The 17,597-nt window shown below is 67.9% G+C and carries 16 protein-coding genes and 1 pseudogene; 7 read left to right on the top strand and 10 right to left on the bottom strand.

Annotation, left to right across the window (positions count from 1 at the left end; translation table 11 throughout):
• Positions 1-12: 12 nt before the first annotated feature.
• The 3 genes from G6N33_RS22885 to G6N33_RS22875 all read right to left on the bottom strand — a co-directional run bounded on the left by G6N33_RS22885 (position 13) and on the right by G6N33_RS22875 (position 2,502).
• On the bottom strand, positions 13-948 hold the full coding sequence (locus tag G6N33_RS22885; protein ID WP_101528462.1) for a hypothetical protein: 936 nt from the start codon (positions 946-948) through the stop codon (positions 13-15).
• A complete protein-coding gene (gene ripC, locus G6N33_RS22880) occupies positions 911-2,017 on the bottom strand; it encodes a peptidoglycan hydrolase RipC (protein WP_101528474.1) in 1,107 nt (368 codons plus the stop codon). The genes G6N33_RS22885 and ripC overlap by 38 nt, the downstream gene beginning before the upstream one ends.
• A gap of 227 nt (positions 2,018-2,244) precedes the next feature.
• Positions 2,245-2,502 (bottom strand): hypothetical protein, encoded by a 258-nt coding sequence (locus G6N33_RS22875; RefSeq protein WP_044506565.1) that lies wholly within the window; start codon positions 2,500-2,502, stop codon positions 2,245-2,247.
• Positions 2,503-2,656: 154 nt separating this feature from the next.
• On the opposite strand from G6N33_RS22875, the pseudogene G6N33_RS22870 reads away from it, so the two are divergent.
• Positions 2,657-4,531, top strand: a pseudogene (locus G6N33_RS22870) (DEDD exonuclease domain-containing protein); the annotation flags it as partial.
• Here the strand turns inward: G6N33_RS22870 and trpD are convergent.
• Entirely contained in the window at positions 4,469-5,560 is a 1,092-nt protein-coding gene (gene trpD / locus G6N33_RS27565; protein ID WP_231382653.1) for an anthranilate phosphoribosyltransferase, read from the bottom strand. The pseudogene G6N33_RS22870 and the gene trpD sit on opposite strands and share 63 nt — an antisense overlap.
• A 158-nt stretch (positions 5,561-5,718) precedes the next feature.
• Between trpD and ctaE the strand changes: the two genes are divergently transcribed.
• From ctaE to qcrB, 4 genes are read left to right on the top strand one after another with little or no spacing between them, the layout of a single operon-like run.
• Positions 5,719-6,330 (top strand): aa3-type cytochrome oxidase subunit III, encoded by a 612-nt coding sequence (gene ctaE, locus G6N33_RS22860; RefSeq protein ID WP_044506566.1) that lies wholly within the window; start codon positions 5,719-5,721, stop codon positions 6,328-6,330.
• 29 nt (positions 6,331-6,359) lie between these two features.
• Complete coding sequence (gene qcrC / locus G6N33_RS22855; RefSeq protein WP_408632741.1) at positions 6,360-7,229, top strand: cytochrome bc1 complex diheme cytochrome c subunit; 870 nt, start codon at positions 6,360-6,362, stop codon at positions 7,227-7,229.
• Complete coding sequence (qcrA, locus tag G6N33_RS22850) at positions 7,226-8,419, top strand: cytochrome bc1 complex Rieske iron-sulfur subunit (RefSeq protein ID WP_044506568.1); 1,194 nt, start codon at positions 7,226-7,228, stop codon at positions 8,417-8,419. Before qcrC ends, qcrA begins: the two co-directional genes overlap by 4 nt.
• Positions 8,416-10,062 (top strand): cytochrome bc1 complex cytochrome b subunit, encoded by a 1,647-nt coding sequence (gene qcrB, locus G6N33_RS22845; protein WP_044506570.1) that lies wholly within the window; start codon positions 8,416-8,418, stop codon positions 10,060-10,062. The genes qcrA and qcrB overlap by 4 nt, the downstream gene beginning before the upstream one ends.
• A gap of 20 nt (positions 10,063-10,082) precedes the next feature.
• Here the strand turns inward: qcrB and G6N33_RS22840 are convergent, their stop codons facing one another.
• Positions 10,083-10,526, bottom strand: a complete 444-nt coding sequence (locus tag G6N33_RS22840; RefSeq protein ID WP_044511979.1) for a DUF5994 family protein — start codon at positions 10,524-10,526, stop codon at positions 10,083-10,085.
• Between the two features lie 261 nt (positions 10,527-10,787).
• Here G6N33_RS22840 and G6N33_RS22835 point away from each other — a divergent pair, with 261 nt between their 5' ends.
• Complete coding sequence (locus tag G6N33_RS22835) at positions 10,788-11,021, top strand: hypothetical protein (RefSeq protein ID WP_044506572.1); 234 nt, start codon at positions 10,788-10,790, stop codon at positions 11,019-11,021.
• 36 nt (positions 11,022-11,057) lie between these two features.
• On the opposite strand, the gene G6N33_RS22830 is transcribed toward G6N33_RS22835, so the two are convergent.
• The 4 genes from G6N33_RS22830 to ctaC all read right to left on the bottom strand — a co-directional run bounded on the left by G6N33_RS22830 (position 11,058) and on the right by ctaC (position 14,320).
• Complete coding sequence (locus tag G6N33_RS22830) at positions 11,058-11,687, bottom strand: DUF2561 family protein (RefSeq protein WP_044506574.1); 630 nt, start codon at positions 11,685-11,687, stop codon at positions 11,058-11,060.
• Entirely contained in the window at positions 11,687-12,655 is a 969-nt protein-coding gene (locus G6N33_RS22825; RefSeq protein ID WP_163771625.1) for an MmpS family transport accessory protein, read from the bottom strand. Before G6N33_RS22825 ends, G6N33_RS22830 begins: the two co-directional genes overlap by 1 nt.
• Before the next feature lie 181 nt (positions 12,656-12,836).
• Positions 12,837-13,256: a cytochrome c oxidase subunit 4 gene (locus G6N33_RS22820; RefSeq protein WP_044506578.1), complete on the bottom strand. Its 420-nt coding sequence runs from the start codon at positions 13,254-13,256 to the stop codon at positions 12,837-12,839.
• Positions 13,257-13,264: 8 nt separating this feature from the next.
• Positions 13,265-14,320 (bottom strand): aa3-type cytochrome oxidase subunit II, encoded by a 1,056-nt coding sequence (gene ctaC, locus G6N33_RS22815; RefSeq protein ID WP_044506579.1) that lies wholly within the window; start codon positions 14,318-14,320, stop codon positions 13,265-13,267.
• A gap of 155 nt (positions 14,321-14,475) precedes the next feature.
• Between ctaC and asnB the strand changes: the two genes are divergently transcribed.
• Positions 14,476-16,467: an asparagine synthase (glutamine-hydrolyzing) gene (asnB, locus tag G6N33_RS22810; RefSeq protein ID WP_101528680.1), complete on the top strand. Its 1,992-nt coding sequence runs from the start codon at positions 14,476-14,478 to the stop codon at positions 16,465-16,467.
• A 4-nt stretch (positions 16,468-16,471) separates the two neighbouring features.
• Here asnB and G6N33_RS22805 read toward each other — a convergent pair whose 3' ends face one another.
• Positions 16,472-17,446 (bottom strand): carbohydrate kinase family protein, encoded by a 975-nt coding sequence (locus tag G6N33_RS22805; protein ID WP_044511982.1) that lies wholly within the window; start codon positions 17,444-17,446, stop codon positions 16,472-16,474.
• Positions 17,447-17,597 lie beyond the last annotated feature (151 nt).

Raw genomic sequence — 17,597 nt, 5'->3', positions numbered from 1 at the left:
TCACGTTAGCAATCAGGACCCGGCGGCCAGCCAGTGCCGCCAGCGCGCGAGCAGGTTCGCCGCGTCGATGCCGAGGACGTCACGGCCGGCGATCGACGGGTCGACCCGCGCCGCCCCGCAGATGGCCAGATAGTAGGCCCGCAGCCGCGGCGCGCCAAACGAGTCGGCGACGAACCGCGCGAACCACCAGGCCCGGTCATAGGCCAGCGAGCGCCGCGGCCCCGGCGTGTCCAGATCGGCGTCCGACGGCAACGACACCGTCGGCACCCGCGCCGCGGCCGGCACCGGCGCGGGTGGCCGGGCCACGAAGTCGGCCACGCCTTCGGCCAGCCACCGCGGCGCGTCCAGCGCGGTGTCGGTGCGCGACGCATAATGAAAAAGCTCGTGTGTCAACACGATTCGCAACGCCGAATCGCTCATGGCGGCCGCGCCGGGGGCGAACACGATCCGCTGGCCCAGCACCAGCCGGTGCGCGGGATCGACCCGGTCGGCGACTGTCACCGCCGCAATGTCGGCCCACTGCGTCGGCGCATCCGTGCCGGCGGCCGCGCGGAACTGCTCGTCGGAGCCGGCGGCCACCACCGCGATGTCGCGCGACCAGTCGACCCCCCAGAAGGCCTCCACCTTGTCGATGGCGGCGCCGATGTTGGACGCGATCCGGGCGAGCAGACCCTCGGCGGCCGGCCCGCCGAGGGCGACCAGGTGAACCTCGCGGTCACCGATAAGCAGGGGCGCAGGGGCCGCGATCGGCTCGCCGCGCACCGGCGGGGCGGTCTGCGTGGATTCCACCGGGATATCGGGCGCGTCGAACGGCAGGGCTGCGGCCACGGCGAACTCGATGACGAACGCGCCGGCCAGCAGGACGGAGAGCCACCGGCGATGCCGACGGAGTAGCCGGGGCGCAGCTCGCTCAGTAACGGCGGGCGTCGTGGATCGGGCCGGCGGCATTCATCGGCACCACCCGCACCGGCACGCCATACGTCGAGGAATGGATCACCATGCCGTCACCGACATAGATGCCGCTATGTGAGGCGTCGGAATAGAAGGTCACCACGTCGCCGGGCTGCAGGTCCGACAGCGCGACCGGCTGACCGCCGTTGGCCTGCGCCTGGCTGGAGTGCGGTAGCGAGATGCCTGCCTGCTGGAACGCCCACATCACCAAGCCCGAGCAGTCGAACCCGCCTGGTGCGGCGCCACCCCACGAGTACGGCGTCCCGACCTGGCTCAGCGCCGCTTGCACGACGTTGGCACGGTCACCGCCGCCACCCGGTCCGCCTGGAGCCATGCCGGGAAAGCCACCGGGGAACGGGCCATCACCGGGCGCGGGGGCACCGGCCGGCGGGGCGCCGGGCGGCAACGCGTCCGGCCCGGGGGCACCCGGCGGCGGGGCCGCGGCGGGGATCGGACCCGGGTCGGCCAGCGCGGTGCGCTGCTGCGGTGACAGGGCCACGTACTGCGACTTCACCACCGCGATCTGGACCTGCAACTGGCTCTGCTTGGACTGCAGGCTGGCCCGCACCGCGGCGGCCTGTTCGGCCGCGCTCTTGGCGTCGGCGGCGGACTTGGCGGATTCCCGCTCGGCCTTGGCGGCTTGCTCGCCGGCGAGCCGGAAATCGGTCATCTGCGTCCGCATTTGCGTCGCCATCACCCGCTGCACGGCCATCTTGTCGATCAGGCCCTGTGGCGACTGCGCGGTCAGCATGGCCTCCATGCCGTCGACCCGCCCACCCATGTAGGTGGCGGCCGCAAGCTTGTTGACTGCGGTCTGGAAGGTGGCCAGCCGCGCCCGGGCCTGGTCGACCGCGGCCTGGTCCTGCGCGTGCTTCTTATCGGCCGCCTGCGCAGCGGCGAGCTTGGCGTTGAGGTCAAGCTGCGCGCTGTGCATGGCTTCGGTGGTCTGCTCCGCCTGCCGCGATAGTTCGTTGAGTTTCGCGACCGCATCTTCGGCCGGATCGGCTGCCACATTGGCGACATTGGCGGCGCAGATGCCCGCCAAAACCGTGAAGCTTGCCAGCATCCCGATGACTGACCGCGTGAAGACACGCGAAATCGCTTGCGCGGAGCCGAAACTCAAAGTATTGCTTCCTTAAACTGCCATCGACGGTCGAGGTCGAACTGGGTTTAGGTCTCAAACAGGTTACGAAACGATATCGGCGTTTGTCCAAACAAGATCGTTAAGAAAATGGAAAGATTTCTGACGAAAGTATGTGAACAAGACAAATTCCTGGGGTTCGGCGTGCGGGGTCATGACGCAACTTCGGACCCATAATGGCGATGGATGGGCACCAGGCGCAACCGAGGCGCCATCCCGGCCTCGGCCAGCACCTCGAGCGCGGCCCGCTCGTCCTGCAGCAAGGTATCCGGTACCCCGAGTAGCACGCTGATCACGCAATCCCGGCATCCGGGACCCCGCGCCGCGCAATCGTCGCAGTCGATCACTATCGGCCCGGCCGGTGCCGGCGCCGCGACGCCTTCGCTGTCGGGTGCGCTGCTCTGGGCCATCGTGGATCAGTCCTCTCATCCGGCCTGCCAAATCGACTTGCCAAACCAAGTCGTGCTGTCGGTGAACGCTAACCACGCCCACCGACAACTTTCGCCGACCGCATCGCGGCGTGGGACGGCGCGGCTGTCGGGCCCGGCGCTTAACGTCACGCCCATGCGTGTGACGGGTGGGACTCAGCTGAGTTTCGCCGACCTAGCCGTGGGCCGCGAGACCGGCTCGGATCCGGGTTGGCGGCCGGCCGAGGACATCCCGTTGCGCGATACCACCTTTGTCGTCGTCGACCTCGAGACGACCGGCGGGCGCAGCCGGGCCACCGATGCGGCGGCCGCCGACGCCATCACCGAGATCGGGGCGGTCAAGGTCCATGGCGGAGTTGTACTCGGCGAGTTCGGCACCCTGGTGGACCCACAGCGCAGCATCCCACCCCAGATTGTGCAGCTCACCGGGATCACGACGGCGATGGTATGCAACGCCCCGACCATCGACGCCGTGCTACCGATGTTTCTCGAGTTCGCCGGCCTGGACTGCGGAGCGATCCTGGTCGCCCACAACGCGCGATTCGACGTCGGCTTTCTGCGGGCCGCGGCGCAAAGCTGCGAAATCCGTTGGCCCTCAACGCAAGTGCTATGTACGGTGCAGCTGGCCCGGCGGGTACTGAGCCGCGAGGAGGCGCCCAGCGTGCGGCTGGGCGCGCTGGCGCGGTTGTTCGCGGTCGCCACCCAACCCACCCACCGCGCCCTCGAGGATGCCCGCGCCACCGTGGACGTGCTGCACGCCCTGATCGAACGGGTGGGCAACCAGGGCGTGCACACCTACGCCGACCTGCGCTCCTACCTGCCCAACGTGACGCCGACCCAGCGCCGCAAGCGCGTGCTCGCCGACGGCCTGCCACACCGGCCGGGGGTTTACCTGTTCCGCGGGCCCGCCAACGAGGTGCTCTACGTCGGAACCGCCGTCGACCTGCGCCGTCGGGTCGGCCAATACTTCACCGGCGCCGACCCGCGCGGACGGATGAAGGAGATGGTCACGCTGGCCGGCGCGGTCGACCACATCGAATGCGCCCACGCACTCGAGGCCGGGGTGCGCGAGCTGAGGATGCTGGTCGCCCACGCTCCGCCCTACAATCGCCGCTCGCGGTTCCCGCAGCGCTGGTGGTGGGTGGTGCTCAGCGAGGAGGCGTTTCCCCGGCTATCGGTGGTGCGGGCCCCGCGCCATGACCGCGCCATCGGGCCGTTTCGGTCCCGCACCGACGCGGCCGACACCGCGACGCTGCTGGCGCGGTTCACCGGAATCCGCACCTGTACGGCCCGGCTCGGCCGGTCCGCTCGCCACGGCCCGGCCTGTCCCGAGGTCGAGGTGTCACCCTGTCCTGCCGGACGCGACCTGACCGCGACGCAGTACGCCGCCGCGACACAGCGCGCCGCGGACCTGATCGACGGCGCCGCCAACGGCGCGATTGCGGCCGCGGTCGATCAGGTCACCGAGCTGGCCGAGCACCGCCACTACGAGAGCGCGGCGCGGCTGCGCGACCGCACCGCCGCCGCGGTCGAGATTTTGTGGCGAGGTCAGCGGCTGCGGGCACTGGCCGCGCTGCCCGAGTTGATCGCCGCGGCCCCGGACGGCAGCGGCGGCTACCACCTCGCCGTCATCCGCTACGGCCAGCTCGCCGCGGCCGGCAACGCCCGACGTGGGGTGCCGCCGATGCCGGTGATCGACGCCATCACGGCTGGCGCACAAGCGATTCTGCCGGCCGATGCGCCGCTGGGCGGGGCGCTGGTCGAGGAGACCGCGCTGATCGCGCGCTGGCTGTCCGCGCCGGGAGTGCGCATCGTGCGGGTCGCCGACGACATCGGCTGGTCCTCCCCGCTGCGGTCCGCGGGCCCGTGGACCGGCTGGGCGGCCGCAGCCCGCTCGGCACGACTGGCCGTCCGGCAGGAGCCGGTGCGGGACGGCCGCGGATCCGACTCACACCTGCTGGCTGAACCGCGCCCAACGTGCGAGCAGTTGTTCGGCGGCGCCGGAGTCGATGGCCGCGGCGGCGCGCGCCAGCCCGTCCTCCCACGCCGGCAACCATTCAGCGCGGCTGGATAGCCCGGCGTGCGCGACCATCGCGCCGGCGGCATTGAGCACCACGGCGTCGCGCACCGGGCCCTGGGCGCCGCCCAGCACCGCCCACGCCTCGTCGGCGTTGAACTGGGCGTCGCCGCCCACCAGCTGATCCAGCTCGGCGCGGGCGAACCCGAACCCCGCGGGGTCGAACGTCAGCTTGTCGACCGTGCCGGCCTGCACCCGCCAGATGGTGCTGGTGGTGGTCGTGGTCAATTCGTCGAGACCGTCGTCGCCGTGCACCACCAGCACGCTGGCGCGCCGCGCGGCGAACACCCCGGCCATCACCTCGGCGAGGTTGGCGAACGCGCAGCCGATCAATCCGGCCCGCGGCCGGGCCGGATTGGTTAGCGGCCCAAGGAGATTGAAGACCGTCGGTATCCCGATCTCGCGGCGCACCGCCGAGGCGTGTCGGTAGGACGGATGGAACGCCGGGGCGAAGCAGAACCCGATCCCCACTTCGGCCAGACTGCGGGCGACCTGATCGGGGCCGAGATCGATACGCACGCCGAGCGCTTCAAGGGTGTCGGCGCCGCCGGACAACGAAGAGGCCGCGCGGTTGCCGTGCTTGACCACGGGCACCCCGGCGGCGGCGACCACGATCGCGGCCATCGTGGACAGGTTGACGGTGTTGATCCCGTCGCCGCCGGTCCCGACGATGTCGACGGCGTCTCGAGTATCGCCGGGGACCGGGATGGCGTGACTGAGCATCACCTCGGCCAGCTCGCTGACCTCGGCAGCGGTCGGCACCTTCATCTTCATCGCGACCGCGAACGCGGCGATCTGGGCCGGCCGTGCGTTGCCGGTCATGATCTCCTCCATCGCCCACGCGGCCTGCCCGCGTGCCAGGTTGTGGCCGTCGGTCAATCGGCCCAAAAGTTGCGGCCAGGTCGAGCCGCCCCCAGCGATGGCGGCAGAAAACGCCCGCGGCGACGGAACTTCAGGTGACAGGGCCACGCGCCGATGGTCCCACGAAGCCCAACCATGGGGCGACCAACCACCGGCCGACCACCGGACAACCGCCGTGCGCAGGGCCCAAAAACGACGCGCCCGATGGAATTCCGGCCCCGGGTAGAGTTCAACAACTACAAAGCGTCATACTTGCGGATGTGACGAGTGCTGTAGGGACCTCGGGGACTGCGATCACGTCTCGGGTGCATTCGCTGAATCGGCCCAACATGGTCAGTGTCGGCACCATCGTGTGGCTTTCCAGCGAGCTGATGTTCTTTGCCGGCCTGTTCGCGTTCTATTTCACGGCGCGCGCGCAGGCGGGCGGGAGTTGGCCGCCGCCCCCGACCGAGCTGAATCTGTACCAGGCCGTGCCGGTGACGCTGGTGTTGATCGCGTCGTCGTTCACCTGCCAGATGGGGGTATTCGCCGCCGAGCGCGGCGACGTGTTCGGCCTGCGCCGCTGGTATGTGATCACCTTCCTGATGGGGCTGTTCTTCATCCTCGGACAGGGCTACGAGTACTACCACCTGGCCACCCACGGAACGACCATCCACGGCAGCGCCTACGGCAGCGTCTTCTATCTCGCGACGGGCTTCCACGGGCTGCACGTGACGGGGGGGTTGATCGCCTTCATCTTCCTGCTGGCCCGCACCGGCATGAGCAAGTTCACCCCGGCGCAGGCGACGGCCAGCATCGTCGTCTCCTACTACTGGCATTTCGTCGACATCGTGTGGATCGCGCTGTTCACCGTGATCTATTTCATTCGATGAGCCGGCGTCAGATGAACAGGAGTGCTCGCTTGAAGAACCTGGGATTCGTCCGATCCCGCGGCCGCAAGCCGCACAGCCAGCCGCCGAACCCGTCGAGCAGCCGCTCGCGGCGGCGGCTTCGGCGCCGGCTGACCGGCGGCCTGCTGCTGATGATCGCGCTGACCATCTCCGGCGGGGTGGCTGCCGTGTTGACTCCCACGCCTCAGGTGGCGGTGGCTGACGAGTCGTCCTCGGCGCTACTGCGTAACGGCAAGCAGCTGTTCGAGACGTCGTGCGTGTCCTGCCACGGCGCCAATCTGCAGGGCGTCCCCGACCACGGCCCGAGCCTGATCGGCGTCGGCGAGGCGGCGATCTACTTCCAGGTGTCCAGTGGCCGGATGCCGGCGATGCGCGGCGAGGCCCAGGCCCCGCGCAAGGAGCCCATCTTCGACGAGGCCCAGATCGACGCGATCGGCGCCTACGTGCAGGCCAACGGCGGTGGGCCCACGGTCGTGCGCAACCCCGACGGCAGCATCGCGATGCAATCGCTGCGCGGCACCGACCTGGGCCGCGGCGGCGATTTGTTCCGGCTGAACTGCGCGTCCTGCCACAACTTCACCGGCCGGGGTGGGGCGCTGTCGTCCGGAAAGTTCGCACCGCAGCTGGAGCCGGCTAATGAGCAGCAGATCCTCACCGCGATGCTGACCGGTCCGCAGAACATGCCCAAGTTCTCCAACGACCAACTCTCGTTCGAAGCCAAGAAGGACATCATCGGCTACGTCAAGAACGTCACCGAGGAACGTTCGCCGGGCGGCTATGGCCTGGGCGGGTTCGGGCCCGCCCCTGAGGGTATGGCCGCCTGGATCATCGGGATGGTTGCCGCCATCGCGCTGGCACTGTGGATTGGGGCGCGAGCATGAGCGTCGGCTCAGACACTGACAAGGGCACCGGCTCTCCCAACGAGCCCGACGACGACGCCCTGGCCGCAATGTCCACCCAAGAGCTGCTCGAGCTGGGCGGCAAGATGGACGGCGTCGAGACCGTCTTCAAGGAGTCTCGCTGGCCGGTCGAGGGCACCAAGGCCGAAAAGCGCGCCGAGCGCGGCGTGGCGCTCTGGCTTTTGCTGGGCGGAGGCTTCGGACTGGCGCTGCTGCTGATCTTCTTGTTCTGGCCGTGGGAGTACAAGCCGGAGGGCGACCCGGGCAACCTGCTCTACTCGTTGACCACCCCGCTGTACGGCCTGACCTTCGGCATGTCCATCCTGTCGATCGCGATCGGTGCGATTCTCTACCAGAAACGCTTTATCCCGGAAGAGATTTCGATCCAGCAGCGCCATGACGGGGCGTCCCGCGAGATCGACCGCAAGACGGTCGTGGCCAACCTGACGGACGCCTTCCAGACATCGACGATCGGGCGCCGCAAGCTGGTCGGGGCGTCCCTGGGGCTGGGTCTGGGCGCGTTCGGCCTGGGCACCTTGGTCGCGTTTGCCGGCGGCCTGATCAAGAACCCGTGGAAACCCGTCGTCCCCACCGCCGACGGCATGAAGGCCGCGCTGTGGACGTCCGGCTGGACCCCGCGCTACCACGGCGAGACGATCTATTTGGCACGCGCGACCGGTTCCCACACCGGGGCGCCGTTCGTCAAGATGCGCCCGGAGGACATCGACGCCGGCGGCATGGAGACGGTCTTCCCGTGGCGCGAGTCCGACGGCGACGGCACCACGGTGGAATCAAAGGAGAAGCTGACCGCCATCCAGATGGGTGTCCGCAACCCGGTCATGCTCATCCGAATCCGGCCCACCGACATGCCGCGCATGGTCAAGCGGCAGGGGCAAGAGAGCTTCAACTTCGGCCAGTTGTTCGCCTACACCAAGGTCTGCTCGCACCTGGGCTGCCCGGCCTCGCTGTACGAAGAGCAGACCTACCGGATTCTGTGCCCGTGCCACCAATCCCAGTTCGACGCGCTGCATTTCGCTAAGCCGATCTTCGGTCCGGCGGCTCGCGCGCTGGCGCAGCTGCCCATCACCATTGACTCAGACGGGTATCTGGTCGCCAATGGCGACTTCATCGAGCCCGTTGGCCCCGCATTCTGGGAGAGGACGACATCATGAGTCCGAAACTGAGTCCCCCACCGATCGGCGATGTCCTGGCCCGCCAGGGCGAGGACATCGACACCCGGTATCACCCGTCGGCGGCGGTGCGTAGACAGCTCAACAAGGTTTTCCCGACGCACTGGTCGTTCCTGCTCGGTGAGATCGCGATGTACAGCTTCTTCGTCTTGCTGCTGACCGGTGTGTACCTGACGTTATTCTTCGACCCGTCGATGGTCGAGGTCACCTACAACGGCGTGTACCAGCCGTTGCGCGGCGTCGACATGTCGCGCGCCTATCAGTCGGCGCTCGACATCTCGTTCGAGGTCCGCGGTGGCCTGTTCGTCCGGCAAGTACACCACTGGGCCGCGCTGATGTTCTCCGCGTCGATCATGGTGCACCTGGCCCGCATCTTCTTCACCGGCGCGTTCCGCCGGCCACGCGAGGCGAACTGGGTGATCGGTTCGCTGCTGCTGATCCTGTCGATGTTCGAGGGGTACTTCGGTTACTCGCTGCCCGACGACCTGCTGTCCGGCATCGGTCTGCGGGCCGCGCTGTCGTCGATCACGCTGGGCATGCCGGTGATCGGAACCTGGCTGCACTGGGCGCTATTCGGCGGCGACTTCCCCGGCACCATCCTGATCCCCCGGATGTACTCGCTGCACATCCTGTTGATTCCGGGCATCATCCTGGCGTTGATCGGCCTGCACCTGGCCATGGTGTGGTTCCAGAAGCACACCCAGTTCCCCGGCCCGGGACGCACCGAGCACAACGTCGTCGGCGTGCGGGTGATGCCGGTGTTCGCAGTCAAGTCCGGCGCGTTCTTCGCCGCGATCGTCGGCGTGCTGGGTCTGATGGGCGGCCTGCTGCAGATCAACCCGATCTGGAACCTGGGGCCATACAAGCCATCTCAGGTTTCGGCCGGTTCGCAACCCGACTTCTACATGATGTGGACCGAAGGTCTGGCACGTATTTGGCCGCCGTGGGAGTTCTACTTCTGGCACCACACCATTCCGGCCGCGGTCTGGGTGGCGTTGATCATGGGCCTCATCTTTGTACTGCTGGTCATCTATCCGTTCCTGGAGAAGCGGTTCAGTGGTGACAACGCGCACCACAACCTGCTGCAGCGGCCGCGCGACGTCCCGGTGCGGACCTCGATCGGCGCGATGGCGATCTCGTTCTACATGCTGCTGACGCTGTGCGCGATGAACGACATCATCGCGTTCACCTTCCACATCTCGCTGAACGCGACGACCTGGATCGGGCGCATCGGCATGGTGGTGCTGCCGCCGTTGGTTTACTTCACCACCTACCGGTGGTGCGTGAGCCTGCAGCGCAGCGACCGCGCGCTGCTCGAACATGGTGTGGAGACCGGCATCATCAAGCGGCTGCCCCAGGGGGCCTACATCGAGCTGCACCAGCCGCTGGGTCCGGTCGACGAGCACGGCCACCCGATTCCGCTGGAATACCAGGGCGCGCCGATCCCCAACAAGATGAACAAGCTGGGTTCCGGTGGTTCACCGGGCAGCGGCAGCTTCTTGTTCGCCGACCCGCCGGCCGAGGACGCGGCGCTGCGCGAGGCCGCCCACGCCTCCGAGCAACGTGCCCTCACCGCGCTGCGAGAGCGTCAGGACACCAACGGATCGGTGAACGGCGAGCACTAGGTGCTGGGGCAACGCGTCAGCTAGTCGGAGCCGACGCATTGCTGTTGGGCCGCCCGCACGATTGAGCCCGCGGTCGTGAACACCGGCTTGAGGCGATCGTCGTCGCCGACCGGCAGATCCGCCGCGCAGCGCAGCACCATCCGCGCCAGCGTGCTGTAGGTCGCGTACGAAACGATCAGCAGGTTGATGCAGCCACTGTCGCCGCTGATGGTCATCACGTGCTGCCGCTTGTGCTCCCAGCCCGGCCAGTTGAAGTCGGGTGGACGTTGCAGCGGTTGCCAGTTGACGTTGATCGACGTGATGTCGCCCAGCAGCGGGGTCAGCGTCGCGATCAGGTCGGGCAATTCGTTGGTGATGCGGTCGGCGCGAGGCCACCACGCACCGTCGATGGCGCGACCGAGCTTGCGGGCCACCGAGACCCGGACCGGGTGGGTTCGGCCCCGACCGCTCAGCAGGCGGGTCATCGCGGATGTCGCTGTCCCGCGCTGGCCATAGCTGCACAAGTCACGGGTGGTCCCTTCGCCGGCGGCATCGCCTCCCGGGCGCGGGACGGCGGAGTAACTGTCATCCCAGCCAATGCGGTGGTCAACCGCGGACAACGAGGACAAACTCACCCCTGACGCTACGCCACCGGTCAATGTTCACCGACCGCACCCGGGCCGTTGCTGATGCGTGCGAGTGATCACACGTAGGCTGGAGGCAACAGAAACGGGGCGCGCACATTCATGGCAATAGAGAACTGGGACGATGCTCCCGAGATCCATCCTTCAGATGTCCGGGTCGGTGACGTCATCGGCACCCTGGAGCCCAGTCGGCTGCGCTACACGGTCAAGATGATCGGCGGGCCACAGAAGAGTCCCGGCAAATGGACATTCTTCTGCCGTGACGCTGGTGGGCTGCAGCACACCAGCACGGTCCGCGACGACCAGCTGATTCGCCGGTACGCCAAGGCCGGATGAGGCGGCAATCCTCGTGGAAATCCGCCTAGCATCCGCCTAGGTCGTCTCGACCTCACGGCGTAGCTGCCGAACGAACAGCCACTCTGCCGCCGGCAACGCCGCCGTGATGGCGCCCGCCAGCAGGTAGCCGACCCACGACGGACCGTCATGGCCGACGGCCATCGCATAGGTCGCCGCGCCGGCGGCGATGAGTGCCACACCCATCGTGCTGACCATCACAACCGTGCCGCGCAGCCAGATGCGGTCTACCGCTTCGCCGGACCACTCCCCGGCCGGCGCCGTCGTCGCGGCACGCTGCTGACGCACCCGGTCGACCACCTTGCGCCCGGCCGGCTGGGTGACCGACGGACGCCCCTGCAGGGCCGTCGATCTGACGACCGGCGGTTCGGTCTTGCTCATCCGGCGGGCGCGCAGCAGCACCGGGATCGCCCCAGCGATGATCAACGCGGAAATGACGATGACGGCGTACAGCACCCACGGTGTGCTGTGCGTGTTGCGGGCCGCAGTGTGGATTCCACGGCCCAGATCGGCCAATGCGACGGCAGCCGCCACGCTCACGCCGAGCAGCACCAGCCAGACCGCGGCGCAGGCGCCCAGCAGGATGCGGTCGATGACGTCCGCCGGAATGTCGGACCCGCGCCGATACGCGGAGTATCTGCTGACCATCAGCAGCTCGTCTGCGGCGCGTCACCGTTGTTCGAGGACAGCACCGTCCCGTCACTCGTGGTGATCGAGCAATTGAGCCTGCTGACCCGGAACAGGCTGGACGCCTGCACCGAGCCCACGTCGGACTGCGAGATCGGGGTGACCGTCATCGACCACGGGATGTAGACGTTGTGCTGGGTACGGGAGCGCCCGGAGGCGTCGACGTAGGTCACCGAGATGATGTCGCCCGGTGCCTTGGTACCGGTCACCGAGTAGGTCACCTGCCGCGGGCCGGCCGGTGTGGTGGTCGGCGGCGGCGCGGGCGGGGCCGCGGTGGCCGACGTGCTGGCGGGCGGGGGCGCGCTGCTGGGCGCCGGCGGGGGCGGGGGCGGTGGCGGCGGAGGCGGTGGCGTCACCGTCACAGTCTGGGTCTCCGTAGCTGTCGGGGGCGGCGGTGGCGGTTCGGTGGTGGGCGGTGGCGGTGGTGGCGGCGGCGGTGTGGTCGTGGTGATCTCGTCCTGCACCGGCGGCGCCGACGGTGTGCTGGTGCCCGGGTTGGCCAGCTTGCTGGTATCGGTGCGGGCGAACAGCAGTGACACCGACACCACCAGCGCGATCGCCGCGACGATCGCGGCCACGCCGACCACCCACGGCCAACGCGGAGTGGCGTCATCGTCGTCGTCCTCGGACGGATCTTCGAAGGTGTCGTAGTCGTAGAGCCCCAGGTCGGCGGGCACATAGGGCCCGCTGACGAAATGCTCGGATTCGGGCGCGGAGTAAGCGCGCGAATAGGCGTCCGTCTCGCCGGTGTGGTCGGCCGCCGCTATTGCGGCGCTGTCGTCAAAGGGTTCGGGCTCGTCGCGGGTCGGTAATTCGCCGTCCGGTTCGGAGTCATCGGCATGCCTGCCACTGGACGTCGATTCGTGCTTGACCTCACTGGCGGAATCGGATTCGTCGGGTTCCCATCCCGGGGGTTTCGGCCCGCTCATGTCTGCCTGCCCTGTCCAACTGCCTCACCTGCGCACGGGGCTCCGGGGGTACCTCGTGTCGCGCGCGCTCGGGAGATTGTCATTGCCTGCGAAAACCCTACCGAACCGACCGGGACAACGAAGTCGGGGCAAACGGGCGACGGCTCAACTGATGCCCGGATTGTTACCTTCGAGACGCAACTCAGTGCTTCTCGGGGCCCACGTAGTACTCGAAGACCAGTCCGGCGGCGGACGCAAGGATGAATACCACGCCGGCCGCGATCAGCCAGGGCAGCCATAGCGCGATGCCGACCGCGGCCACCGAGCCCGACAGCGCGACCAGCAGAGGCCACCAGCTGTGCGGGGCGAAGAAGCCCAATTCGCCTGCACCATCGCTGATTTCGGCACCTTCGTAGTCCTCGGGCCGGGTGTCGAGGCGACGCGCCACGAACCGGAAGAAGGTGGCCGTGATCAACGCCAGACCGCCAGTGAGGACCAACGCGGTCTCACCTGCCCACTCGGTGCCGCCGGTGGCGAACAGCGCGGTCAGCACTCCGTAGAGCACCGCGCACAGGATGAAGAACGCGGCGATGAATTCGAACAACCTCGCTTCGATATGCATTGCGTGTCCTAACCGACCGACTGGGTCTGTTCGCCCCGGCGGGTGTCGAACGGGTGGGTCGTCACCGCGACCGGAGACTGGGCGATCGCCTGCAACGCTTGGGCGTTCGTCTTTCCGTCGATCCGTTGTTGCAGGTAGGCCTTGAAGTCGTTGGGCGCGACGACGCGGACCTCGAAGTTCATCATCGCGTGATAGGTGCCGCAGAACTCGGCACAGTGCCCCACAAAGGCGCCCGTCTTTTGAATCTCTTCCACCTGGAAGACGTTCACGGAATTGTTTTCCTTGGGGTGCGGTATCACGTCGCGCTTGAACAGAAACTCCGGCACCCAGAATGTGTGGATGACATCGGCGGAGTTCAACTGGAATTCGATGCGCTTGCCGGCGGGCAGCACCAGCACCGGGATCTCGGTGGGCGTGCCCAGGGTCTCGACCTTGTCGAAGTTCAGGTAGGTGCGATCCTCGGTGTTGAGCCCGCGCACCGGACCGACGCGCTCCTCGCCGTGCTCGTCCTTGCCCTCCGGCTTGGAGACCATCGCCTTCTTACGCGCCTCGTCGGCGCCGTCGTAGTTCAGCGTGCCGTCTTTGAAGTTGACCTTCTGATATCCGAACTTCCAGTTCCACTGGAAGGACGTGACGTCGATCACGACCTCGGGGTCCTTTTCCAGGTGCAGCATTTTCTCCTGCACCACGACCGTGAAGTAGAACAGCACCGAGATGATCAGGAACGGCGTGACGGTGAGCACCAGCTCCAGCGGCATGTTGTAGCCGAACTGACGAGGCAGCTCGGTGTCGGTGGCCTTTTTCCGGTGGAACGCCGACGACCAGAACAGCAGCCCCCAGACGATGACGCCGACCACCAGCGACGCAATGACCGCGCCGATCCACAGCTCGCGGTTGAGGTGCGCCTGCGGCGTGATGCCCTCGGGCCAGCCCAGCGCGAACACCGACTGCCAGCCGCATCCGCTAAGGGTGACCGCCAGGACGCCCAGCACCGCGGTCAGGGCAAGCGGTCGAAATATGCGCTGCGACAAACGTTGCGAACGGACCTGCCCGCCGGGTGTCACGTTGGCGCCCTCCTGCTCGAATGTCGAATACTACGCAGCGTAGACCACGCCGCCGAGGGCGGCGACGAAACCCCGACCAGCACGTCCCCCGCGCCGCGGTAACCCACCCGAGGCGCTGCGCCCAAGCATCGCCGAAGTACGGCATATTGGGGGCCGTGTGTGGACTGCTGGCGTTCGTGGCGGACCCGACCGGCCTGGACGCCGGGGCGGCCGGCGGCGACGCCGTCGCGGCGGCACATGCGGCCCGGGCCGACGGCGCCATCACCCGCGCCTCGCAGCTGATGCGCCATCGCGGCCCCGACGAGCCGGGCACGTGGTCGGATCCCGGCGCCGACGGATCGGTGGTGTTCGGCTTCAACCGGCTGTCGATCATCGACCTGGCGCATTCGCACCAGCCGCTGCGCTGGGGCCCGCCCGAGGCACCCAACCGCTACGTGCTGGTGTTCAACGGTGAGATCTACAACTATCTCGAGCTGCGCGACGAACTGACCGCGCGGCACGGCGCGGCGTTTGCCACCGACGGTGACGGCGAGGCGATCGTCGCCGGCTACCACCATTGGGGCACCGACGTGCTCACCCGGCTGCGGGGCATGTTCGCCTTCGCGCTCTGGGACACCATGACTCGCGAATTGTTCTGCGCCCGTGACCCGTTCGGCATCAAGCCGCTGTTCATGGCGACCGGGCACGGCGGCACCGCGGTGGCTAGCGAGAAGAAGTGCCTGTTGGATCTGGCCGAGCTGGTCGGATTCGACGCGGGCGGCTCCGGTATCGACACCCGGGCGGTCCAGCACTACACCGTCCTGCAGTACGTTCCCGAGCCCGAGACGCTGCACCGCGGGGTGCGCCGGCTGGAATCGGGCTGCTATGCCCGCATCCGGCCGGGATCGGCGCCGCAGACCACCCGTTACTTCGTGCCGCGGTTCGCCGCGGTGCCGATCACCCGCGAGACCGAACAGTCCCGCTACGACGAGATCACCGCCGTGCTCGAGGACTCGGTGGCCAAACACATGCGCGCCGACGTCACTGTCGGGGCGTTCCTGTCCGGCGGAATCGACTCCACCGCGATCGCCGCGCTGGCCATCCGGCACAACCCCCGGCTGATCACCTTCACCACGGGCTTCGAACGGGAAGGTTTCTCCGAGATCGACGTCGCGGTCGCCTCGGCCGAAGCGATCGGCGCCCGCCATATCGCCAAAGTGGTCAGCCCGGCGGAGTTCGTTGCCGCGCTGCCAGAAATCGTCTGGTACCTCGACGAACCCGTCGCCGACCCCGCGCTGGTGCCGTTGTTCTTCGTCGCGCGCGAGGCCCGCAAGCATGTCAAGGTGGTGCTCTCCGGCGAGGGCGCCGACGAGCTGTTCGGCGGCTACACGATCTATCGAGAGCCGTTGTCGCTCAAGCCCTTTGATTATCTCCCGCGGCCGTTGCGCCGATCCATGGGCAAGATGAGCAAGCCGCTGCCGGAGGGGATGCGCGGCAAAAGCCTGCTGCATCGCGGTTCGCTGACTCTCGAAGAGCGCTACTACGGCAATGCCCGCAGCTTCTCTGATGCGCAGCTGCGCGACGTCCTGCCCGGCTTCCGCGACGATTGGACGCACACCGACGTGACGGCCCCGGTATACGCCGAATCGGCGGGCTGGGACCCGGTGGCCCGGATGCAGCACGTCGACCTGTTCACCTGGTTGCGGGGCGACATCCTGGTCAAGGCGGACAAGATGACGATGGCCAACTCGCTGGAACTGCGGGTGCCGTTCCTGGACCCCGAGGTGTTCGCCGTGGCGTCACGGCTGCCCGTCGAGGCGAAGATCACCCGCACGACCACCAAATACGCGCTGCGTCGCGCGTTGGAGCCCATCGTCCCCCCGCACGTGCTGCATCGGCCCAAGCTCGGCTTCCCGGTACCGATCCGGCATTGGTTGCGCGCGGGCGAGCTGCTGGAATGGGCCAACGCCACGGTGGACGCCTCACAGGCCGGTCATCTCGTCGACATCGCCGCCGTGCGTCGCATGCTCGACGAGCACCGCGCCGGCGACAGCGATCACAGCCGCCGGCTGTGGACCGTGCTCATCTTCATGCTCTGGCACGCGATCTTCGTCGAGCACAGCGTGGTGCCCCAGATCAGCGAGCCGCACTACCCGGTGCAGCTGTAAAGCGTTAGGCCAGCACCGCCGCGATTTCGGCAGCAGCCTCGTCGCCGTAGGCATCCGCCAGCCGGCTCTTGGCCACCGCCGGGTCCCACGTCCATTCCTGGGTGCCCGTGGACTCGAGCACCAGCACGGCCACCAGCGAGCCCAGTTGCGCCGAGCGCTCCAGGCTCAGCCCGGCGGTGCGGCCGGTCAAAAAGCCGGCCCGGAACGCGTCGCCCACACCGGTCGGGTCGGTCTGGCTGGTCTCGGGCACCACGCCGACGTGGGTGGTGGTGCCGTCGCGCTCCACGATGTCGACGCCCTTGGCGCCGAGGGTGGTCACCCGCAGGTCGACCTTGCCCAGGACGTCGGCCTCGGACCAGCCGGTCTTGTTGAGCAGCAGCTCCCACTCGTAGTCGTTGGTGAACAGGTAGGCCGCTCCGTCGATCAGCGTGCTGATCTCGTCGCCGGACAGGCGGGGCAGCTGTTGGGAGGGGTCGGCGGCGAACGCCAGGCCGAGCTTGCGGCACTCCTGGGTGTGCACCACCATCGCGTCCGGGTCGTTGGCCCCGATGATGACCAGGTCCGGCTTGCCCACCGACGACACCACGTCGGCGAGCTTGATGTTGCGGGCCTCCGACATCGCACCCGGGTAGAACGATGCGATCTGCGCCATGTCCTCGTCGGTGGTGCAGGTGAATCGCGCCGTGTGCGCGGTCTTGGAGATCAGCACGTTCTCGCAGTTGACGCCGTGTCGCTCCAGCCATTCGCGGTATTCGCCGAAGTCTTCACCGGCCGCGCCGACCAGTGCGACGTCGCCACCCAGCACCCCGATGGCGAAGGCGATGTTGCCCGCCACACCGCCGCGGTGGATCACCAGGTCATCGACGAGGAAGCTGAGCGAAACCTTCTGCAGATGCTCGGCCAGCAGATGCTCGGAAAACCGGCCCGGGAAACGCATCAGGTTGTCGGTCGCAATTGAGCCAGTCACCGCGATCGTCACGAAATCTCCACCCTTCATCGGTAAGCGCGTCCAGCCTACCCACGAGTTGACGCGCCCGACCGACCCCGCTGGGTGCGCAGCCGGCCAACTGGCCGTGCGCTAGCCTGCCTAGGAACTCACTCAAGTCGCCGGCACTGAGTTCGCGGGCGGT

The organism is Mycobacterium simiae (genome assembly GCF_010727605.1).
GTDB lineage: Bacteria > Actinomycetota > Actinomycetes > Mycobacteriales > Mycobacteriaceae > Mycobacterium > Mycobacterium simiae.
The sequence above is the reverse complement of the archived record's forward strand: the minus strand, read 5'-3'. Positions and strand labels throughout refer to the sequence as shown.

Excerpts from the sequence above, each read along its gene's own strand:
- G6N33_RS22825 (WP_163771625.1), bottom strand. The coding sequence starts at position 12,655 with ATGAGCGGGCCGAAACCCCCGGGATGGGAACCCGACGAATCCGATTCC.
- G6N33_RS22830 (WP_044506574.1), bottom strand. The coding sequence starts at position 11,687 with ATGGTCAGCAGATACTCCGCGTATCGGCGCGGGTCCGACATTCCGGCG.
- qcrB (WP_044506570.1), top strand. The coding sequence starts at position 8,416 with ATGAGTCCGAAACTGAGTCCCCCACCGATCGGCGATGTCCTGGCCCGC.
- qcrA (WP_044506568.1), top strand. The coding sequence starts at position 7,226 with ATGAGCGTCGGCTCAGACACTGACAAGGGCACCGGCTCTCCCAACGAG.
- G6N33_RS22840 (WP_044511979.1), bottom strand. The coding sequence starts at position 10,526 with ATGACCCGCCTGCTGAGCGGTCGGGGCCGAACCCACCCGGTCCGGGTC.
- G6N33_RS22885 (WP_101528462.1), bottom strand. The coding sequence starts at position 948 with ATGCCGCCGGCCCGATCCACGACGCCCGCCGTTACTGAGCGAGCTGCG.
- ripC (WP_101528474.1), bottom strand. The coding sequence starts at position 2,017 with ATGCTGGCAAGCTTCACGGTTTTGGCGGGCATCTGCGCCGCCAATGTC.
- G6N33_RS22820 (WP_044506578.1), bottom strand. The coding sequence starts at position 13,256 with ATGCATATCGAAGCGAGGTTGTTCGAATTCATCGCCGCGTTCTTCATC.
- G6N33_RS22835 (WP_044506572.1), top strand. The coding sequence starts at position 10,788 with ATGGCAATAGAGAACTGGGACGATGCTCCCGAGATCCATCCTTCAGAT.
- G6N33_RS22875 (WP_044506565.1), bottom strand. The coding sequence starts at position 2,502 with ATGGCCCAGAGCAGCGCACCCGACAGCGAAGGCGTCGCGGCGCCGGCA.